The following is an 18,881-nucleotide window of genomic DNA, read 5'->3' as shown; positions in this document are numbered from 1 at the left end:
CTGGCAAGGCGATTCGCGAAAGGCCCTCATCCATGCAAACGCTCGATAAGCTCGATAAGTTCGACAAGTCCGACAGGCCTGCCCGCGACAGCCATGGCCTCAACCCGCCCGGCACGGTCAGGGTTCACGCCAACGGGCGCCTGCATCTGGGTTTTCTCGACCCGGGCGCTTCGCTGGGGCGGCGCTTCGGCAGCCTGGGCCTGTCGATCGGCGGTCCGTCGACCCTCCTCGATCTCGGCCCGGCGGCGCAGGACCGGGTCGCCGCGGCGGATCCTGCCGCGCGACAGGAAGTCCCGCGCGTCTCAGCCTGGCTGGAACGGCTGAAGCAGGCCAGCGGCATCCAGCAGCCGCTGGCGGTGTGGCTGCATGAGGTACTGCCGGCACATGCGGGCTTTGGCTCGGGCACGCAGCTGGCGCTGGCGCTGGGCCGGGCGTTCGCCGGATTGCACGGCCTGCCGTGGTCGGGCGCCGACATCGCCCGCCTGCTCGGACGCGGAGGCCGCTCCGGCGTCGGCATCGCCGCGTTCGAACGCGGCGGGCTGCTGGTGGACAGCGGCCCGCGCAGCGCGGGCAGCGTGGCGCCGTTGACGGCGCGTTTCGACTTCCCGCCCGGCTGGCGCATCGTGCTGCTGCTCGACCACAGCCGCACCGGCCTGCACGGCACGGCCGAGAAGCAGGCCATGCAAGGGCTCCCGCCCTTCCCGCAGGCACTGTCCGCCGATCTCTGCCACCGCGTGCTGATGCAGATCCTGCCGGCGGCGGCCGAGCAGGATTTCGCGCCCTTCGCCGCGGGGCTCAATCACCTGCAGCAGGTCATCGGCGGCTACTTCGCGCCGGCGCAGGGAGGCGTGTACAGCAGTCCGGCGGTCAGCCGCGCGCTGGACTGGATCTCGCGCCACGCCCACGCCAACGCGGCCGCGATCGGCCAGAGCTCGTGGGGTCCGACCGGATTCGCCATCGTGCCCTCGCAGGCAGCGGCGGAACAGGCGGTGGCCGGCGTGCGCGCGGCGGGGCTGCTGGAGCCGCGCCTCCAGGCCCGCATCGTCACGGGCGCCAATCGCGGAGCACAGGTGGCGCCACCGGCGCGGCATGAGGCGAGCCTGTCGAAGCAGGCGGTTGCTTGCCGCGCGACGGCGTAGCGCGCGCCCGCGCTCTCCCCGGGAACCGCTTCCGCGGGAGAAGGCCGGTTGGAGGCACGTCAGATGCTGCCTCCCGGGACCGATGAATTTGAAATCAAGCCCTCAGACCACGGAGCAACCCAGAATGGCACGCCCCTACATCCTCCACATGTTCACGCCAGGCCGGCAAGCCAGCCCCTTCGACGTCAACATGGCCATCGACGCCGGCTACGAGCACGTCATCCCTTATGCCGAGGTCACCCGCGACAACATCGCCGCCCTGACCCAGGACGCCATCTTCTCCCGCGGGCCCAAAGGCGTGGCCAGCACGGGCCTCTTCATCGGCGGGCGCGACGTGGTGCTGGCGGCTGACATGCTCGACGCGGCGCGCAAGGCCATGGTGCCGCCGTTCGCGGTATCGGTCTTCGCCGACCCGAGCGGTTCCTACACCACGGCCGCGGCGCTGGTGGCGGCCGTCGAGCGGCAACTGCGCAAGGCGCACCGGACCGATTTCTCCGGCCGGCGGGTGCTGGTGCTCGGCGGCGGCGGCGCGGTCGGCCGTGTCGCCGGCGCGCTGGCCTCGCAGCTGGGCGCGCAGGTGTGGCTGTCCAACCGTACCGACGAGACACAGGCCGTGCGCATCAGCCAGGAGACCAATGCGCGCTTCAACGCGCAGACCGAGGGCCTCCTGATCCGCTCGGCGGAGGCGCTGCGGGCGGCGCTGGCCGATGCGGACATCGTATTTGCCACCGCCAGCGCCGGCGTCCAGGTCGTCGGCGAGGCGGACCGGGCCGCCGCCGGCAAGCTGCTGGTGGCCGCCGACGTCAACGCCGTGCCGCCGGCCGGCATCGCCGGGGTGGATGCCATGGACGACGGCAAGGGCATCGGTGCCGGCCGGGCGGTGGGGGTCGGCGCGCTCGCCATCGGCAATATCAAGTACCAGGTCCAGCACCGGCTGTTCCTGGCCATGCGCGAAGCCGCCGGGCCGGTCTACCTGGGCTTCCCCGAAGCCATGGCCATGGCGCGCACCGTGGCGGCCGAACTGCCCTGAACGCAAGGCGCCGGCACATCCACCATCGAACCGAGGCACCCATGCCAAGCACAACGCATTCCAGCCCTGCCAGCACACTCAGCGTCAACGCGCTCAGCCAGCCGCTCGTCGCGCGCCTGCTCGACCATCGTGCCGAGTGGCAGCTCGCGGTCTCCGAAGGGCCCCAGGGCGTGCGCATCGTCGATGCCGGCGTCGCGGCGCGCGGCAGCGTCGAGGCGGGCATCGCCATCGCCGGCATCTGCATGGGCGGGCTGGGCCAGGTGCGGCTGCGGCACGGCAGCGAAGGCTGGCCCACGCAGATCGAGGTCAGCAGCGGCCAGCCCGTGCTCGCCTGCCTGGCGAGCCAGTACGCCGGCTGGAGCCTGAGCGCCAGCAAGGAGGAAACCGGCGGCAAGGCATTCTTCGCGCTGGGCTCCGGGCCGGCGCGCGCGCTGGCCGGCAAGGAAACGCTGTTCGAGGAACTCGGCTACCGCGACCGCCTCCCCGACGACGGCAGCACCTGCCTGGTACTGGAGGTCGACCGCGCGCCGCCGGAGATCGTGATCCGGAAGCTCCTGCGGGACTGCGGGCTGCGGCCCGGGCAACTGACCATCGTCCTCACGCCGACGGCCAGCCTGGCCGGCACCACGCAGGTGGTGGGCCGCGTGCTGGAGGTTGCGCTGCACAAGGCGCACGTGCTTGGTTTTCCGCTGGACCGCATCATCGGCGGCAGTGGCGCCGCGCCGCTGCCGCCGCCCGGCGCCGACGCGGGCGAGGCGATGGGCCGCACCAACGACGCCATCCTCTATGGCGGCAGCGTGCACCTCACGGTCGACACCGACGACGACACCGCCCGGGCGCTGGCACAGGACCTCCCGTCAGCCAGGTCGCGCGACTATGGAAGGCCTTTCGCCGACGTGTTCAAGGAGTACGGCTACGATTTCTACCGCATCGACCCGGCCCTGTTCGCCCCGGCCGAGGCATGGGTCAGCAATCTCGCTTCCGGCCGGACCTGGCACGCGGGCGCGCCGAACCTGCCGCTGCTGCGCGCCCAATGGCTGCAGGAGGCCTGACATGACTGCCGCCCCATCGCGCGGGCCGCTGCGCGTCGCCATCATGACCGACGAAACGGGCTGGCATACCGCCCGGCTGAAGCAGGCGCTGCGCGAGCGAGCCTGCGAAGGCCGCTGCGTCAACCTGGCGGACTGCCGGATCGACACCACCTGGGCCTGGCATGGGCTGGTGATCCCGGGCTATGGGCGCGGCCTGCCGGACGCCGTGATCGTGCGCGGCCTTGCCTCCGGCAGCTTCGAGCAGGTCACGCTGCGGCTGGGCATCCTGCACGCGCTGCGCGAGCTGGGCGTGCCCGTGTACAACGATGCGCGCGCCATCGAGCGCAGCGTGGACAAGGGCATGACAAGCTTCCTGCTGCATCTGGCCGGTATTCCCACCCCCGCCACCTGGGTGAGCGAGTCCGTGCCGCAGGCGCAGCGCACGGTCATGCGCGAAAGCGCGGCCGGGCGCGCGCTGGTGCTCAAGCCGCTGTTCGGCTCGCAGGGCAAGGGGCTGCGGCGCATCGGGGCGGCGGCGGCGGGCGATGCGCCGGTGCCCTTGCCCGCGCTGGCGGCGTATCGGCATGTGGCCTACCTGCAGCGCTTCGTGCCTTCCCGGGCCGCGCCAGGCCAGCCCGGATTCGACTGGCGCGTGCTGGTGGTGGGCGGACGGGCGGTGGCGGCCATGCGCCGCGTCAGCCAGGGCTGGATCCACAATGTGGCGCAAGGCGCCCGCTGCGAGCATGCCGAGCTCGCGCCGGCGCTGGCCGCGCTCTCCGTGCGCGCTGCCGAGGCGCTTGGCCTCGACTATGCCGGCGTGGATCTCGTCCCCATCGGCGAAGGCGAGAACCCGGACCGGGCCATGGTCATCGAGGTCAATGGCGTGGCGGCCTGGCATGGACTCCAGTCCGTGACCAGGGTCGATATCGCCGGCCTGCTGGTCGACGACCTGCTGGCCCGCAAGCTGCCCGCGGCGCGCAGCGCACCGGCGCACCGCGCAGCCGTGGCGTGAGGGCGGCACCGGACGCCGGGGCGGCCGGCAACGCGGCGGCGGCATTCCTGTGGGCGTGCACGCTGGACGTGACCGTGGCCAAGCCGGGCAACGTCAGCATCGATGCCCCCGGCCACGGCATGACCGCCGGGCTCTTCCTGGACAGCGCGGCGGCGGCGGCGGCCCCGCTGACCAACCGCGCGCTCCAGGTCGGCGAGCGCATCGAGCAGGCGGTCGCGCAAACCCGGGCAATTGCGCGGTGCAATACCAACCTTGGCATCCTGCTGCTATGCGCGCCGCTTGCCGCTGCCATGGAAAGCGGGCCGCCGCGCGATGCCGATGCGCTCGGCAAGCGGATCGAGGCGGTACTGGCAGGCCTGACCGTGGCCGATGCCGAAGCCGCCTACCGGGCCATTGCGCATGCCATGCCGGCCGGCCTTGGCGCCGCGCCGGAGCAGGACGTGGCCGCCACGCCCACGGTCGGCCTGCGCGCCGCCATGCAGCTGGCCGCCATGCGCGATACGGTGGCGCGCCAGTATGCCAACGGCTATGCCGACCTCTTCACGCTCGGCCTGCCGGTGCTGCGCAGGCACCTGGCCGGGCATGGCGCCTGGCCCGGGCGGCTGCAGCGGGCGGTGACGGCAGTCTATCTCGCCTTCCTGGCGCGCTTTCCGGACTCGCATATCGCGCGCAAGCACGGGCTGCCGGCGGCAAGGCGCGTCAGCGACCGGGCACGCCTGTTCCACGGGCGCCTCGAGGCGGGCCAGCCCATCGATGCCGGGGCGCTCGCGCAATGGGACCGGGAGCTGAAAGCCGCCGGCCTGAACCCTGGCACCAGTGCCGACCTGACGGTGGCCAGCGCGATGATCGCGGGCTGCCTCGACCCGGCCCTGTGCGCGATGCCCATCGATCCGGGCCCGGCCGGCGCCGGGCGTACCAGGTGATGCAGCGGTAGTGCGGCAGCGGCAGTGCGGCGGCAGCCGCGGAACGGCGCGGCGCCGGCCGGTTCCGCCGCCACGCCGGGGCAGACCCTGATCAGAAGCCGGCCGCGCCCCGGCCCGGCCAGCCATGCCCGTGGTCTTGCGCGCGCAGGGCCTCGTCCCGGCGCCGTTCTATCGCAACCCCCACCGCCTCGACGTCGTCGAACTTCTTCGGCTTGACCACCACCACGCGCACCCAGTGCGCCCCAAAATCCTCCAGCAGCAGTTGCGCCACGCGCTCGGCAAAGGCCTCCAGCAACTGCAGGCGGTGCGTGTCCAGCAACGCGCGCAAGGCGGTGCGGACCCTGCCGTAGTCGATGGTGTCGCCGATCCGGTCGCTGCTGCAGGCGGCGCTGCGCGGCAGCCCGGCGGTCAGGTCGATGCGCAGCGGCTGCGGCGTGCGCAGTTCGCTATCGTCGATGCCGATGATGGTCTGCCCTTCGAAGCCTTCGATAAAGATCAGGTCCATCGGGCCGGGCGAGCGCGCCGGCGCCTCCCCGGCGGCCATCGATTCCGCCATCAGTCCCGGCAGCAAGCCAAACCCGGCCGCATCGGCCCGCATCATCATGTCGTCTCGTTTCATCTGCCCTCCGAGCAATGCACGCGCTACGCGGCGCAGGCTGCGCAAGCTGCGTGTCAACGCGCTACGGCCCCGGCCGCGCTCCGGTGCCAGTCTCGCAAGAAGCAGGCCACACGGACGCGCGGGGCGGCGCCCCGGTTCCGGCGCGGCCCGGCGGGCGGCCGGCGTGGCGCGGCTGCGCGGGACACAGGCAAGCGGACGGCACAACCTGTCCCGCCGGCGGCACAGCCGGCACGGCGCAACCGGCCGCCAGGGCCATGCGGATCAACGCGCCGGCGCCAGGCACGACTCCTGCAATCGTTGCTGCCGAGGTCGACCACCCTAGCGAGCCGCACGTTGCCCCATCCATCCGCAGCCACCCTTGCCGACACAGAAGGATTCGCCGTGATCGACGGCGATGGCATCGAGGCCCTTGCGCCCGACGACGGCGTGCCCCGCTTTGCCTGGGCCATTACCGGCTCCGGGCATTTCCTCGAGGAAAGCCTGGCGCTGGCCGCCACCCTGCCCGATGTGGACCTGTTCCTGTCGCGCGCGGCCGAGGAAGTGCTGGCGATCTACGGCATCCAGCTCAAGGACCTCAAGGCGCGCTTCCGGGTCTTTCGCGACAAGACCGCCAGCGCGGCGCCGGTGGGCATGTTCTACGCGCGCCGCTACCACACCGCCATCGTCGCGCCGGCCACCAGCAACACGGTCGCCAAATGCGCCTTCGGCATCTCCGACACGCTGCCGACCAATGTCCTTGCCCAGGCCGGCAAGCTCGGCATTCCCGGCATCGTGTACGCCTGCGATACCGAGCCGGTGGTGGTGACCAAGGGGCCGCACGGCTGGCTGAAGCTGCACCCCCGCAATATCGAGCTGGAGAACGTGGCGCGCCTGCGCCGCATCGACCATTGCCAGGTGGTGTGCTCCATCGGCGAGTTGCGGGGCGCACTGGATCAACGACTCAAGGCACTGTCCCTGACATGGAACATATCGTCTTCCTGACCGGCCGCCTGGCGGAAAAAGGCCTGGAACGCGTGCTGCGGAGCCTGGAGCCCGCGCCGTTTACCTGGGAAATCCGCGAAATCGGCCTGCAGGTGGCCGCGCTGATGACCGCCGACCTGGTGCGCCGCCGCGTGGCGGCGCCGGTGGCAGCGGACCGCATCATCGTCCCGGGCCGCTGCCGCGGCGATCTGGACGCGCTGTCGCAGCACTACGGCATGCCGGTCGAGCGCGGGCCGGAAGAACTCAAGGACCTGCCCCACTTCTTCAACCGCAAGGCCAGGCCGGCCGACCTGTCGCAACACGATATCGCCATCTTCGCCGAGATCGTCGACGCCCCCCAGCTCGATATCGAGGGCGTATGCGCGCGGGCGCGCCGGCACCGGGCGGACGGCGCCGACGTGATCGACCTTGGCTGCCTGCCCGCCACGCCCTTCCCGCACCTGGAGGAAACGGTGCGCGCGCTGAAGGCGGAGGGCTTCCTGGTCAGCGTGGATTCGATGAGCGCCGACGAGCTGGTGCGTGGCGGCAAGGCCGGCGCGGACTACTTGCTCAGCCTGACCCTGGAGACCCTGTGGGTGGCGGACGAAGTGGCTTCCACGCCGATCCTGGTGCCGCAGCAGCCGGGCGACGAGGCATCGCTGTACGCGGCGGTGGAAGCCATGGAGCAGCGCGGCCGGGCCTATATCGCCGATGCCATCCTCGACCCCATCCCGTTCGGCCTGCTGGCCTCGCTCGGGCGCTACGAGCGGCTGCGCCAGCGCTTTCCCAAGGCGCCCATCCTGCTCGGCGTGGGCAACCTGACCGAGCTGACCGAGGCCGACACCGGCGGCATCAACGCCATCCTGATGGGTATCGCGGTGGAGCTGCATGCCTGCGCGATCCTGACCACGCAGGTCAGCGGCCATGCGCGCCGCGCCATTCGCGAAGCCGATGTGGCGCGCCGGATGATGTACGCCGCGCGCGAGCAGAATGCCTTGCCCAAAGGCATCACCGACCAGATGATGACGCTGCATGCGCGAGAGCCCTATCCCGATACGCCGGAGGAAATCGCCGAGACCGCCAGCGCGATCCGCGACCCCAACTTCCGCGTGCAGGTGTCCGAGCAAGGGATCCACGCCTACAACCGCGACGGGCACCATGTGGCGGCGGACCCCTTCACGCTGTTTCCCCGGCTGCAGCTGGAGCACGATGGCAACCACGCCTTCTACATGGGCGTGGAGCTGGCCCGCGCGGAGATCGCCTGGCGGCTGGGCAAGCGCTACGTGCAGGACCAGTCGCTGGACTGGGGCTGCGCGGACGAGCGGGAGGCGCAGGACCTGAGCGAATGGTGCGCCCCTGGCGCCACCATGAAGAAACGGGCATGAAGCCGAGAGAGGCATGAGAGCCATGAGCAATGACGTGATCTACGAAACCATCGTCACCACCGTCTCGGCGGCGGGTGCGCCGCATATCGCGCCGATGGGCGTGCGCTACGCCGGCGGCGACATCGTGCTGATGCCGTTCCGGCCCTCCGCCACCTACGACAATATCGTCGGCACCGGCACTGCCGTGGTCAACCTGACCACGGACGTGCGCGTCTTCGCCGGCTGCGTCACCGGCCGCCGGCAATGGCCCACCGTGCCGGCGCAGCGGATCCACGGCGTGCGGCTGGCCGGCGCGCTGAGCCACGTCGAGCTGCGCCTGGCGCAGCAGAGCGGCGATCCCGCACGGCCCTCGCTGCGCATGGCCCGCGTGATCGAGGCCAGCCACGGCGATTTTCCCGGCTTCAACCGCGCGCAGGCGGCGGTCATCGAAGGCGCGGTGCTGGTCAGCCGGCTGCACCTGCTGCCGGCCGACAAGATCGCCCGCGAGATGGCCTACCTGCAGATCGCCATCGACAAGACCGCCGGCGCGGCGGAACGCGAAGCCTGGCAATGGCTGCAGCAACGCGTCGCGGCCTGGCACGCCGGCGATACCGGCCACGCCCATGGCGCCCGCCACGGCGCCAACCCCGAGCCCACCCTGGAGAAGACCCGATGACATCCCTGCTGACCAGCGTACGCAATGTGGAAGAGGCCCTGCAGGCCGCCACCGCCGGAGCCGACCTGATCGACCTGAAGGAACCCGGCGCCGGGGCGCTCGGCGCGCTGCCGGCGCAAACCGTGCGCGAGGTGGTTGGCGCGGTGCGCGCACGCTGGCCCGGACGCCTGCTGAGCGCGACGATCGGCGACCTGGCGCCGGCCGAGCATGCCGTCATGATGCTGATGGCCGATACCATCGGCAAATGCGGCGTCGACTACGTCAAGGTGGGGATAGCGCCCGGCGCGCAAGCGCGCGAAGCCTTGCAGCGCCTGGCGACCCTGCCGTGGCAGGTAGTACCGGTGTTCCTGGCCGACCACGGGGTGGACCTGAAGCTGGTCGAAGAGGCCTGCGCGATGGGATTCCCGGCGGTGATGGCCGACACCGAGGCCAAGCAGGCGGGCAGCCTGTTCGACCGTGTCGACATGGGCACGCTCGCCGCCATGACCGGCATGGCGCGAAGCCGAGGCGTCAAGGTTGGCCTGGCCGGCTCCCTGCAGCCCGGGCACCTGCCGCGGCTGCTTGCGCTGGCGCCGGACTTCGCCGGCTTCCGCGGCGCGCTGTGCGACGGCGGACGCGCAGGACGGCTCGATCCCGCGAAGGTAGCGGCGCTGCGCGCAGGCTTGCAGCGGACAGGCACGCCGGAACCGCTGCCGGCCTGAGCGACCGGCGTTCAGGCTCAGGACACTAGCCACCGTCCTGCGCAAGCGCGCCCAGCAGCTCGCGCAGCCGCTGCGGCTCGTCCTTCTGCAACAGCGCGACCGGATACGCCGCAGCCCGCGTGTAATGGCAGAAACGCCGGTCGACCACCCCCGCATCCGCATACTGCGCCAGCGTCATCCCCGGCTCGACCGGGCACGACTTGACCAGCACCAGCCGCCGGGCGCCGAGCCGGTTAGCCAGCCAGGCGGCAATGCTATCGGAAGTCGCATCCCAGCTCGCCAACGCATCCGGCTCCTTGCGCAACAGGCCGAAAGGCGTCCATACCGCAACGCCGCCATCGCGCAACACAGCGCGGATCGCATCGTCACCGGCCGCCACCTTCAGCCCCGGGCACAGCCCCTGCAGCATCAAGCCGTACTGGACCATGGCCAGCACCGCCATATTGTGCGCAACCAGGTCATCGAAGCCCCACTGCGCCTGCGACTCGCGCACCGCATCGGCAAACCCGCCGCCTCCCGGCACCACCACCACGCGCCCACCGCCAAACGCAGCCAGCTCCCGCAGCCAATCCCGCAACAGCGGGTCACGCCCCAAGCTGCCGCCAATCTTCACCACATGCACAAGAACCCCCACACAAAACGCGAAATAAAGAATGGGAGAGAGGGGAGAAGGAGAGGGGAGAAGGAGAGGGGAGAAGGAGAGCAAGCAGCCAACAGCCCATCCACAAGCAGCCCGATAGAAGCGGCGGACGACCAATCGGGAGCCACTGCGCCGGTAACGCAGATGCGTGAACTACCACGGCCCATCGCCATCGGGGGCACGACAATAAAAAGCAATGCCATCTGCAGTGGTGATGCCGTTCGCACCGGTAGCGCCAGCAGTCAGGCAGGACTGACGCGCCCACCACGAATCCGCAAAACGCCTTAGCCCGACAAGCCAGCCCCCCTGCAAGGGGTCGCTTTCTTTTGGTTACTTTTCTTTACGAGTAAAGAAAAGTGACACCTCCATGTGCCCAAGAGCCTGACGCCACTCCGCCTTTAGGCCCTGCAGACTTGTCTCAACCCACCCAAGCCCAAGAGCCTGACGCCACACCGCCTTTAGGCCCTGCAGACTTGTCTCAACCCACCCAATCCCGCAAACCCAAAACCCCACAAACCCAACACAAAAAAAATCACCTCCCCAAACAAATCTCCCGCCACAACATCCCCCCCACCGCCAGGCTAGCCGCACACACCCGCGCCCACTCCGCATACACCGGCGCCACCCCCACGATCTCCTCAAAAGCCCGATAAGGCCGTCCAAGCCTGCCAGCCAGGTCCCGCACCAGGAAGTGCCCGCAGCCCGCGCCGATCAGCGGCGCATCCGCCGGCAAGCCGGACCGGTCCATCACCCGCAACAGGTTATCGCCAAGCTCCGCGATCTGCGCCTGCCGCCATCCGCGGGCAACCTCCAGCCACTCCGCCGGCGCCGCGTCGCGCGCATCGAGCCCGATCATCCTGGCCAGCCGCTGCCGCGTAGCCTCGGGCGTCTTGGCACCGCCATCGGCGGGCGGGTGGGGATCGTGCGCATCCGGCAGCTCCCCGGTGATCCGGTACACATCCGCGGTGGTGGCAAACAGTTCGTTCATCACGTTATAGCTATCGCCCTTGAAGGCGATGCGGCGCGCCAGCGCGCACAGCGGCGTGCGCGCCACGCCCAGGTACACCAGTTCGCCGGAAGCGAGCCGGCCGGCATCGTCCCGGCCATGCGCTGCCACCGCGCCGTCCACGATGGGAATCAGGTCGCTGGTGGTGGTGCCGATGTCCACCAGCAGGCCATGCCCGATACGCGCGGCCGCCATGCTGGCGGTCGCCACCCAGTTGGCCGAGGCGATGTGCCGCCAGTCCGCCGCCACCTGCCGCCGCGTGCGCCAGCCCGCCGCGCCGGCAAAGAAGACGGCGCGCTCGCCGAAGGCGCGCCACATGACATCCGCCAGCGCCGCCACCCCGGCCTCCCGGTGCGCGAACAGGTCGGCCATTTCGCCGGTCATCGTGACCGCGTGCGCGGCCTCCGCGCAATCGGGCCAGCGTGCGCGCGCGCGCGCCATCACATCGTCCAGCAAATGCAGGCCCTGCCACAAGGGGCAGGCCCACTGCGCGATATCGCGCACGACACCGTCTTCCAGGCGCGCTGCCTTGATATTGGCACCACCGAGGTCCCAGCCATAGACAACATGCTCAGCGCCCATGGGACGCTCCATTGGTTTCGAGCCGTTCCACCTGGATCTGGTGCCCCGCCAGCATCTCGCAGGCCAGGTTGCGGCCAAGCCCGGCCGACAAGCCCGCATAGGCGCAGGTCACGCGCGGATTCACCTCGATCACCACCGGGCCACGCTCGGGATGCCAGACCAGGTCGATGCCGACGAAACCCCGCAAGCCCGGCATGCCCGCCACCACGCACCCGGCCACATCCGCCAGCCAGCGCCCGGCCGGCCCATCCAGTCCGATGGCATTGATCTGCACGCCATCGTCGTGCACCTGGCCCCATGCATCGATGCGGATGCGCTGCCGGTTCACGCTCAGCAATTCGGCCCCGCCGGGGCCGCAGAGCAGCGACACGCTGATCGGCTCGCCCTCCACCCAGGGCTCCAGCACCACCGGCTCGCCGTCCGCGAGGCGCCGCAGCCAGGCTTCATGCGCCGCCCCGAAGCCGCCGTAGGCGTGCGTCGCCACCGATCCCGCGCCATCGTCCGGCTTGACCACCCAGCGTCCGGGCTCGGGAATATCCCCTTCGCCCCATGGCCGGGTCGCGGCGACGCCGAGCGCGGCAAGCCGCTGCGCGGTCGCGCGCTTGCTGGTGGCCAGCGCGATCGCGCCGGCATCGCAGCCCAGCCAGCGCGCCTCGCCCACCATGTAGTTCAGGCTCAGCAGCACGCCGTCGGATTCCGGCGCGACGACCCAGCTCACATCGTGGCAGGCCGCCTGGCGGCGCACGAAGTCCGCCGCGTCCTCGCCGGGCGCGTGCGCGCACCAGTCCACCTTGTGCACGCCATGGCAATCGGGCTGCGGCTCGCCGGGCAATGCCGCGCAGGTGACCGCCACGTCGCCGATACGGGCCAGATCTGCGGCCATGGCGTCACGCATGGCCCTGCCCTGGCGCAGCAGGTGCGGCGCGGCGCGGGTATCCATGGCGCCCGCACTGATATATTCATAGACGAACACACGCGTCATCATTCCCTCTCCATGCACATCATTCCAGTCATCGACCTTCTCGGCGGCCGCGTTGTCCGAGCGGTGCGCGGCCAGCGCGACCAATACCGCCCCATCGTGTCCCGCCTGCATCCGGGCAGCGATCCGCTGGAACTGGCGCGGGCAATGCTTGCGCATTGCGCCAGTGCCACGCTGTATATCGCCGACCTCGACGCCCTCACCGGGCGCGCCGTGCAGGTCGAGGCGCTGCGGGCCCTGTGCGGTGCCTTGCCGGAAACCGAACTCTGGCTGGATGGCGGCTTCGCCGATGCGGCGCAGGCCAGCGCGGCGCTGGACTCGCTGCGCGGCGCCGGCGCGCGGGTGGTGCCGGTGTTCGGCAGCGAAACCCTGTCCGAGCCGCCCGCCGCCGCGGGCAGCGCGCCGCCCTTCGACACCTGGCCCGACGCCGTGCTCTCGCTCGACCGGCGCCATGGCATGCCGCTGGGCAACGCGGCCTGGTGGCAGGCCAGCGCGGCCTGGCCGGCGCAACTGATCGTGATGGCGCTGGATCGCGTGGGCGCGTTCGAAGGGCCCGACCTGGACACGCTCGCGGCGATCCGCGCGCAGGCGGGCGCCGGGCGCCGGCTGGTCGGCGCCGGCGGCATTCGCGACGGCGACGATCTTGCCGCCGCCGCGCGTGCCGGGGCCAGCGCCTGGCTGGTTGCATCGGCCATTCACGATCTCCGTATCCCGCCGGCCGGCCAGGGAGGACCATCCTCCCGGCCGGCGCAGGCGGGCGCCATCACGCGGCAACACAAGCAGGCATAAACACGTTCCATGCCAGCCCGCCAGGGCGCGCTGGCGCGGCCTGGCGCCGCATGCGCACCAGCCCGGCGTGACAGGTTGCCCCGTGCATGGAGCACCAGTTGTCCCGCCGCTCCCGTCGCACGCGCGCCGATTGCGCCGCCCGGCCCTCCCCGCGAGGCGCCCGGCGCTCGCCGTAGCGGGCGCAGGCAGGCGCTCGGCCTGCCGCTGGCACAGGCTTTGCTCGACATGGGCATGGCACCCGCTCCCGATCTCCCCTCCGACACCCGTGGCCGCCCAGCCGGCCAGGCCAGCTGGACCTGTCCCTTCTGCGCGCTGCTGTGCGACGGCCTTGCCGTCCCGCAGGAAGCCGTGGACGGCCGGGCTCCGGCGCTGAACGGCAGCACTTGCCCGCGCGCGGCAAACGCGCTGGCGTGCTTCGATCCGCGGACAATGGCGGCTGCCCCGTGCGCCGATGGCCGCCCCGTGACGCTGCCCCAGGCGCTCGACGCCGCCGCGCGCTTGCTGCGCGAGAGCCGCCGCCCGCTGTTCGGCGGCCTTGCCACCGATATTGCAGGCACGCGCGCGCTCTACGCCCTGGCCAACCACAGCGGCGCCGTGCTCGACCATGCGCATGGCGACGCCATGACCGCCAGCCTGCGCGCCCTGCAGGATCGCGGCGCGTTCACCACCACGCTGGCCGAGGTGCGCAACCATGCCGACCTGATCCTGTGCATCGGCACCCAGCCGTCGCAAAAACACCCCGAGTTCTTCCGGCGCTGCGGGCTGACCGGCAGCGCGCAGCCATGCCCGCGCGAGCTGGCCTTCCTGGGCACGCCGATCGACCCGGCGGCGGCGCAACTGCCGAACACGCGCTGCAGCGAGGTGGCGCTGCCCGAGGGCGAGGACCTGTACCAGACGCTGGCCTTGCTGAACGCACTGTGCCGCCCGCGCGCGCTGGCCGACAGCCAGATCGCAAGCGCGGCGCTGCGCGATCTCTCGGCCCGCCTGCTGGCGGCGCGTTATGCCGTACTGGTGTGGACGCCCGCCACCCTCTGCGCGCAGGCAGGCGGCAAGCACGCCGCGCTGCTGATCGAGGGCATCCACCACCTGGTCAAGACGCTCAACCGCACCACGCGTGCCGGCGGCCTGCCGCTCGGCGGCGATGACGGCGGCAACACCGTCAACCAGGCCGTCACCTGGCTGTCGGGACTGCCCCTGCGCACGCACGTGCACCCCGGCGGGCTCGATCACGATCCGCACCGCTACGGGACCGAGCGCCTGCTGCGGGACGGCGATGCCGATGCGCTGCTGTGGGTCGCCAGTTTCACGCCGGACCTGCCCCCGCCCGCCAGCCGCGTGCCCACCGTGGTGCTCGGCCATCCGGCGCTGGCCGCCTCGATGGCCGGGCGCCCCGGCGTCTTTATCCCGGTATCGACCCCGGGCATCGGCTCGGCCGGCCACCTGTTCCGCACCGATGGCGGCATCGTGCTGCCGCTCAGCCCGCTGCGCGACGACGGCCTGCCGACGGTGGCGGCGGTGGCGGCGCAATTGCTGGCGCGGCTGCGGCAGGCCAGCGCGCCCATGGAGTCCGCATCATGAACACCTTGCGCCTGCACGGCGGCCGCGTGTACGACCCCGCGCGCGGCATCGACGGCCAGCTGGCCGATCTCTATGTCCGCGATGGGCGCATCGTCGCGCTGCCGCCCGGCACGCGGGCGGAGGCGGAGCTCGATATCGGCGGCATGGTGGTGATGGCCGGCGGCATCGATATGCACTCGCATATCGGCGGCGGCAAGGTCAACCTGGCCCGCATGCTGCTGCCCGAGGACCATCGCGACAGCATGGCCCCCGCCAGCCCGCTGGAGCTGGCCTCCTGCGGCACCTGCACGCCCGGCACGCTGGCCACCGGCTACCGTTATGCGCAGATGGGCTACACCGCCGCGTTCGAGCCCGCCATGATGGCGTCGAATGCACGCCAGACGCATTTCGAGATGGGCGATACGCCCGTCATCGATCACGGCGCCTACGTCATGCTCGGCAACGACGACCTGTTCCTGCGCATGCTGGCCGAGGGCACCGATTTCCAGCGCATCCGCGACTATGTCGGCTGGACCATCAATGCCAGCAAGGCGCTGGGCGTCAAGGTGGTCAACCCGGGCGGCATCTCGGCCTTCAAGTTCAACCAGCGCAAGCTCGACGTGGACGACCAGCACGTGCACTACCGCATCACCCCGCGCGACGTGCTGCGCACGCTGAGCCAGGCCCTGACCGAGCTCAAGGTGCCCCACCCCCTGCATATCCACGCCAGCAATCTCGGGGTGCCAGGCAATATCGAATCGACACTCGCCACCATGGCCGCGCTCGAAGGCCTGCCGGGCCACCTGACCCACATCCAGTTCCACAGCTACGGTGCGGATGGCCCGCGCAAATTCTCCTCGGCGGCGCTGCGCATTGCCGAGGCGGTCAACGCCAGCCCCAATATCTCGATCGACGTCGGCCAGATCATCTTCGGCCAGACCGTGACGGCCTCGGGCGACACCATGATGCAGGTGAAGAACGCCGACCTGGCCCACCCGCGCAAATGGATCGGCGCCGATATCGAATGCGACGCGGGCTGCGGCGTGGTGCCGTTCCGCTACCGCGAGCAGAGCTATGTCAACGCGCTGCAATGGGCCATCGGCCTGGAAGTCTTCCTGACGGTCAAGAACCCATGGCAGGTGACGCTGACCACCGACCACCCCAACGGCGGGCCGTTCACCAGCTACCCGCACCTGATCCGCCTGCTGATGGACAAGTCCTTCCGCGACGAGCAGCTTGCCAGGCTGCACCCGGAGGTGGCCGCCAACTGCGCGCTGCCCGATATCAAGCGGGAACTGACGCTGTACGAGATTGCCGTGCTGACCCGCGCCGGCCCGGCGCGCCTGCTGGGCCTGCGCGACCGCGGCCACCTGGGCGCGGGGGCGGCGGCCGACCTTGCCGTGTACCGCGAGGACGCCAACCGCGAAACCATGTTCACCGCGCCCGAATACGTGTTCAAGGACGGCGCCCTGGTGGCACGCGCGGGACGTATCGTGGCCACGCCCGCCGGCGGCACGCACTATGTCGAGCCCGACTACGACAAAGGCATCGAAAAGACCCTGCGCAAGTACAGCGACAGCCATCTCGCGCTGAACTTCGACAACGCCGCCATCGGCCACGACGAACTGTGCGCCTGCTGCAATGGCGGCAGGCTGCTGCCGGCGCTATGCGACCCGCTGCGCAGGCAGGACACCGTATGAACGGGCGCTCGACATCGCCGCGCGCCTGGGGACACCTCGCATGCTGATCAACGGACTCACCATCGACGACACCTTCGCGGAGGCTTTTCCGATGAAGGCCACCCGGCTGCTGGTCACGGCCCACAACCTGACCTGGGCGCGGCATGCCGCGGCCGCGCTCACGGGCTTCGCCACCTCGGTGATCGCCTGTGGCTGCGAGGCCGGCATCGAGCGCGAGATCGCGCCGGCCGATTCCCCGGACGGGCGGCCCGGCGTAGCGGTGCTGCTGTTCTCGATGTCGGGCAAGGAGCTGGCCAAGCAGGTCGAGCGCCGTGTCGGCCAGTGCGTGCTGACCTGTCCCACCACGGCGGTGTACGCGGGGCTCGCCGAAGGCGAGGCCATCCCGCTGGGCAAGAACCTGCGTTTCTTCGGCGATGGCTGGCAGATCGCCAAGATGATCGACGGCGTGCGCTACTGGCGCGTGCCGGTGATGGACGGCGAGTTCGTCTGCCAGGAAACCACCGCCGTGGTCAAGGCGGTAGGCGGCGGCAACCTGCTGATGCTGGCGCGCGACACCGACAGCGCGCTGGCCGCGGCAGAGGCTGCGGTGGCGGCAATGCGCCGGGTGCCCAATATCATCATGCCCTTTCCCGGCGGCGTGGTCCGCTCCGGCTCGAAGGTCGGCGCCAGGTACGCCGGCATGCATGCCTCCACCAACGATGCCTTCTGCCCCAGCCTGGCCGGGCTGGTGGCCGGCAGCCAGCTCGGCCCCGCCGTGCGCTGCGTGCTGGAGATCGTGATCGACGGCCTGACGGAAGCCGACGTGGCCGCCGCCATGCGGGCCGGGATCGCGGCGCTCGCCGGGCGCGGCGCCGCCGCCGGGCTGGTGCGCATCTCCGCCGGCAACTACGGCGGCAAGCTGGGCCCTTTCCACTTTCACCTGCACCGGCTCGCCAGCCAGGGAGAACGCGCATGAGCGGCCTGACCCTGCGCCTTGCCACCACCCCCGCGCTGCGGGTCGACCTGCGCCAGCTGACGCCCGCCGCGCTGGCCGGCATGGCGCCTGACGCGGTAGCGCGGCTGCCCCTGTGGCATGGCAACGAAGGCATCGCCCTCGGCGACTTGTTCACCGTGCTGGCCCATGCCGGCGATGGCGAGCCCAGCCTCACGCTGGAAGGCGACCTGGGACGCTTCGACCGGATCGGCTGGCGGATGTCCGGCGGCACGCTGCGGGTCGAGGGCAACGCGGGCGACTATCTCGGCTGCGGCATGCAGGGCGGCACGCTGCGCGTGAGCGGCAATGCCGGCGATTTTGCCGCGGCGGCGCTGGCCGGCGGCAACCTCGTCATCGGCGGCAACACCGGAGATTTCGCCGCCGCGGCGCTGCCCGGCGACATGGACGGCATGCGCGGCGGCACGCTCGTCATCGGCGGCAACGCCGGTGACCGCTTCGGCGACCGCATGCGGCGCGGTACCGCGCTGGTGGCGGGCAACGCCGGGGATTTTGCGGCCGCGCGCATGGTTGCGGGCACGATCGCGGTGGCTGGCGCCGTTGGTTGTCATCTGGCCTATGGCATGCGCCGCGGCACCGTCGTGCTGGTCAGCGCCAGGCCGCAGGCACGGGCTACCTTCGTGCGTGCGGATGGCAATTTCGATGTGTTCTGGACGTTGATGGCGCGCAGTCTGGCGCGCGCTGGGGGGGCTTTTGCGGCGTTGCCTGGGCTGCGGCCGCGGCGGGTGGTGGGGGATCTGGCGGTGGATGGTAAGGGGGAGTTGTTGAGTTTTGATTAGTGGGTTGGGGGGCTTGGGGGGCTTGGGGGGCTTGTGGGGACCTGATGTTGGTCTGCAGGGCCTAAAGGCGGAGTGGTGTCGGGGTCTTGGGCTTGGGTGGGTTGAGACAAGTCTGCAGGGCCTAAAGGCGGAGTGGTGTCGGGCTCTTGGGCTTGGGTGGGTTGAGACAAGTCTGCAGGGCCTAAAGGCGGTGTGGTGTCGGGCTCTTGGGCTTGGGTGGGTTGAGACAAGTCTGCAGGGCCTAAAGGCGGAGTGGCGTCAGGCTCTTGGGCACATGGAGGTGTCACTTTTCTTTACTCGTAAAGAAAAGTAACCAAAAGAAAGCGACCCCTTGCAGGGGGGCTGGCTTATCAGGATCGGGGACGTTTCGGATTCGTGGTGGGCGCGGCGGTTCTAATAAACT

General features: G+C 70.7%; 18 protein-coding genes. 14 read left to right on the top strand and 4 right to left on the bottom strand.

The annotated features are described in order from the left end of the window. Positions 1-32 precede the first annotated feature (32 nt). The 5 genes from AC3FOF_RS40255 (at position 33) to AC3FOF_RS40235 (ending at position 5,135) form a co-directional block, all read left to right on the top strand. Complete coding sequence (locus tag AC3FOF_RS40255) at positions 33-1,139, top strand: beta-ribofuranosylaminobenzene 5'-phosphate synthase family protein (protein ID WP_488729798.1); 1,107 nt, start codon at positions 33-35, stop codon at positions 1,137-1,139. A 124-nt stretch (positions 1,140-1,263) separates the two neighbouring features. After that, positions 1,264-2,169, top strand: a complete 906-nt coding sequence (locus AC3FOF_RS40250) for an NAD(P)-dependent methylenetetrahydromethanopterin dehydrogenase (RefSeq protein ID WP_488729797.1) — start codon at positions 1,264-1,266, stop codon at positions 2,167-2,169. 41 nt (positions 2,170-2,210) lie between these two features. Further along, positions 2,211-3,221, top strand: a complete 1,011-nt coding sequence (mch, locus tag AC3FOF_RS40245; RefSeq protein WP_488729796.1) for a methenyltetrahydromethanopterin cyclohydrolase — start codon at positions 2,211-2,213, stop codon at positions 3,219-3,221. 1 nt (position 3,222) lies between these two features. After that, the gene (locus AC3FOF_RS40240) at positions 3,223-4,212 is read left to right on the top strand and encodes an ATP-grasp domain-containing protein (protein ID WP_488729795.1); all 990 of its coding nucleotides are present in this window, start codon (positions 3,223-3,225) and stop codon (positions 4,210-4,212) included. Continuing rightward, on the top strand, positions 4,209-5,135 hold the full coding sequence (locus AC3FOF_RS40235; protein WP_276268207.1) for a triphosphoribosyl-dephospho-CoA synthase: 927 nt from the start codon (positions 4,209-4,211) through the stop codon (positions 5,133-5,135). The genes AC3FOF_RS40240 and AC3FOF_RS40235 overlap by 4 nt, the downstream gene beginning before the upstream one ends. Positions 5,136-5,226: 91 nt before the next feature. Here AC3FOF_RS40235 and AC3FOF_RS40230 read toward each other — a convergent pair whose 3' ends face one another. Continuing rightward, positions 5,227-5,754, bottom strand: coding sequence for a dihydroneopterin aldolase (locus AC3FOF_RS40230; RefSeq protein WP_488729794.1), 528 nt, complete (start codon positions 5,752-5,754; stop codon positions 5,227-5,229). Between the two features lie 381 nt (positions 5,755-6,135). Here AC3FOF_RS40230 and AC3FOF_RS40225 point away from each other — a divergent pair, with 381 nt between their 5' ends. The 4 genes from AC3FOF_RS40225 to AC3FOF_RS40210 are packed head-to-tail and all read left to right on the top strand — an operon-like array spanning position 6,136 to position 9,455. Continuing rightward, positions 6,136-6,735 (top strand): flavoprotein, encoded by a 600-nt coding sequence (locus AC3FOF_RS40225; RefSeq protein ID WP_017231254.1) that lies wholly within the window; start codon positions 6,136-6,138, stop codon positions 6,733-6,735. Then, entirely contained in the window at positions 6,714-8,099 is a 1,386-nt protein-coding gene (locus AC3FOF_RS40220) for a DUF6513 domain-containing protein (RefSeq protein WP_017231253.1), read from the top strand. The genes AC3FOF_RS40225 and AC3FOF_RS40220 overlap by 22 nt, the downstream gene beginning before the upstream one ends. A gap of 22 nt (positions 8,100-8,121) precedes the next feature. Then, positions 8,122-8,754, top strand: a complete 633-nt coding sequence (locus AC3FOF_RS40215; protein WP_488729793.1) for a DUF447 domain-containing protein — start codon at positions 8,122-8,124, stop codon at positions 8,752-8,754. Next, entirely contained in the window at positions 8,751-9,455 is a 705-nt protein-coding gene (locus AC3FOF_RS40210) for a (5-formylfuran-3-yl)methyl phosphate synthase (RefSeq protein WP_488729792.1), read from the top strand. The genes AC3FOF_RS40215 and AC3FOF_RS40210 overlap by 4 nt, the downstream gene beginning before the upstream one ends. Before the next feature lie 25 nt (positions 9,456-9,480). Here AC3FOF_RS40210 and AC3FOF_RS40205 read toward each other — a convergent pair whose 3' ends face one another. From AC3FOF_RS40205 to AC3FOF_RS40195, 3 genes are all read right to left on the bottom strand, one after another. Continuing rightward, positions 9,481-10,077 carry an amino acid kinase family protein gene (locus AC3FOF_RS40205; protein WP_488729815.1) on the bottom strand — a complete coding sequence of 199 codons (597 nt, stop codon included), beginning with the start codon at positions 10,075-10,077 and terminating at the stop codon, positions 9,481-9,483. Positions 10,078-10,627: 550 nt separating this feature from the next. Then, positions 10,628-11,683 (bottom strand): hydantoinase/oxoprolinase family protein, encoded by a 1,056-nt coding sequence (locus AC3FOF_RS40200; RefSeq protein ID WP_488729791.1) that lies wholly within the window; start codon positions 11,681-11,683, stop codon positions 10,628-10,630. Next, on the bottom strand, positions 11,673-12,668 hold the full coding sequence (locus tag AC3FOF_RS40195) for an ATP-grasp domain-containing protein (protein ID WP_488729790.1): 996 nt from the start codon (positions 12,666-12,668) through the stop codon (positions 11,673-11,675). The genes AC3FOF_RS40200 and AC3FOF_RS40195 overlap by 11 nt, the downstream gene beginning before the upstream one ends. Before the next feature lie 9 nt (positions 12,669-12,677). Here AC3FOF_RS40195 and AC3FOF_RS40190 point away from each other — a divergent pair, with 9 nt between their 5' ends. The 5 genes from AC3FOF_RS40190 to AC3FOF_RS40170 all read left to right on the top strand — a co-directional run bounded on the left by AC3FOF_RS40190 (position 12,678) and on the right by AC3FOF_RS40170 (position 18,478). Then, positions 12,678-13,451, top strand: a complete 774-nt coding sequence (locus AC3FOF_RS40190) for a HisA/HisF-related TIM barrel protein (RefSeq protein WP_488729789.1) — start codon at positions 12,678-12,680, stop codon at positions 13,449-13,451. Positions 13,452-13,682: 231 nt separating this feature from the next. Further along, positions 13,683-15,029: a molybdopterin-binding domain-containing protein gene (locus AC3FOF_RS40185; RefSeq protein WP_488729788.1), complete on the top strand. Its 1,347-nt coding sequence runs from the start codon at positions 13,683-13,685 to the stop codon at positions 15,027-15,029. Beyond that, the gene (locus AC3FOF_RS40180; protein ID WP_488729787.1) at positions 15,026-16,708 is read left to right on the top strand and encodes a formylmethanofuran dehydrogenase subunit A; all 1,683 of its coding nucleotides are present in this window, start codon (positions 15,026-15,028) and stop codon (positions 16,706-16,708) included. The genes AC3FOF_RS40185 and AC3FOF_RS40180 overlap by 4 nt, the downstream gene beginning before the upstream one ends. A 40-nt stretch (positions 16,709-16,748) precedes the next feature. After that, positions 16,749-17,663 (top strand): formylmethanofuran--tetrahydromethanopterin N-formyltransferase, encoded by a 915-nt coding sequence (fhcD, locus tag AC3FOF_RS40175; protein WP_488729786.1) that lies wholly within the window; start codon positions 16,749-16,751, stop codon positions 17,661-17,663. After that, positions 17,660-18,478 carry a formylmethanofuran dehydrogenase subunit C gene (locus AC3FOF_RS40170; protein ID WP_488729785.1) on the top strand — a complete coding sequence of 273 codons (819 nt, stop codon included), beginning with the start codon at positions 17,660-17,662 and terminating at the stop codon, positions 18,476-18,478. The genes fhcD and AC3FOF_RS40170 overlap by 4 nt, the downstream gene beginning before the upstream one ends. Positions 18,479-18,881: the final 403 nt, after the last annotated feature.

This window comes from Cupriavidus sp. 96C5-1, assembly GCF_057798855.1.
The sequence above is the reverse complement of the archived record's forward strand: the minus strand, read 5'-3'. Positions and strand labels throughout refer to the sequence as shown.

Excerpts from the sequence above, each read along its gene's own strand:
- AC3FOF_RS40255 (WP_488729798.1), top strand. The coding sequence starts at position 33 with ATGCAAACGCTCGATAAGCTCGATAAGTTCGACAAGTCCGACAGGCCT.
- AC3FOF_RS40250 (WP_488729797.1), top strand. The coding sequence starts at position 1,264 with ATGGCACGCCCCTACATCCTCCACATGTTCACGCCAGGCCGGCAAGCC.
- mch (WP_488729796.1), top strand. The coding sequence starts at position 2,211 with ATGCCAAGCACAACGCATTCCAGCCCTGCCAGCACACTCAGCGTCAAC.
- AC3FOF_RS40240 (WP_488729795.1), top strand. The coding sequence starts at position 3,223 with ATGACTGCCGCCCCATCGCGCGGGCCGCTGCGCGTCGCCATCATGACC.
- AC3FOF_RS40230 (WP_488729794.1), bottom strand. The coding sequence starts at position 5,754 with ATGAAACGAGACGACATGATGATGCGGGCCGATGCGGCCGGGTTTGGC.
- AC3FOF_RS40220 (WP_017231253.1), top strand. The coding sequence starts at position 6,714 with ATGGAACATATCGTCTTCCTGACCGGCCGCCTGGCGGAAAAAGGCCTG.
- AC3FOF_RS40215 (WP_488729793.1), top strand. The coding sequence starts at position 8,122 with ATGAGCAATGACGTGATCTACGAAACCATCGTCACCACCGTCTCGGCG.
- AC3FOF_RS40210 (WP_488729792.1), top strand. The coding sequence starts at position 8,751 with ATGACATCCCTGCTGACCAGCGTACGCAATGTGGAAGAGGCCCTGCAG.
- AC3FOF_RS40200 (WP_488729791.1), bottom strand. The coding sequence starts at position 11,683 with ATGGGCGCTGAGCATGTTGTCTATGGCTGGGACCTCGGTGGTGCCAAT.
- AC3FOF_RS40195 (WP_488729790.1), bottom strand. The coding sequence starts at position 12,668 with ATGATGACGCGTGTGTTCGTCTATGAATATATCAGTGCGGGCGCCATG.
- AC3FOF_RS40190 (WP_488729789.1), top strand. The coding sequence starts at position 12,678 with ATGCACATCATTCCAGTCATCGACCTTCTCGGCGGCCGCGTTGTCCGA.
- AC3FOF_RS40185 (WP_488729788.1), top strand. The coding sequence starts at position 13,683 with ATGGCACCCGCTCCCGATCTCCCCTCCGACACCCGTGGCCGCCCAGCC.
- AC3FOF_RS40180 (WP_488729787.1), top strand. The coding sequence starts at position 15,026 with ATGAACACCTTGCGCCTGCACGGCGGCCGCGTGTACGACCCCGCGCGC.
- fhcD (WP_488729786.1), top strand. The coding sequence starts at position 16,749 with ATGCTGATCAACGGACTCACCATCGACGACACCTTCGCGGAGGCTTTT.
- AC3FOF_RS40170 (WP_488729785.1), top strand. The coding sequence starts at position 17,660 with ATGAGCGGCCTGACCCTGCGCCTTGCCACCACCCCCGCGCTGCGGGTC.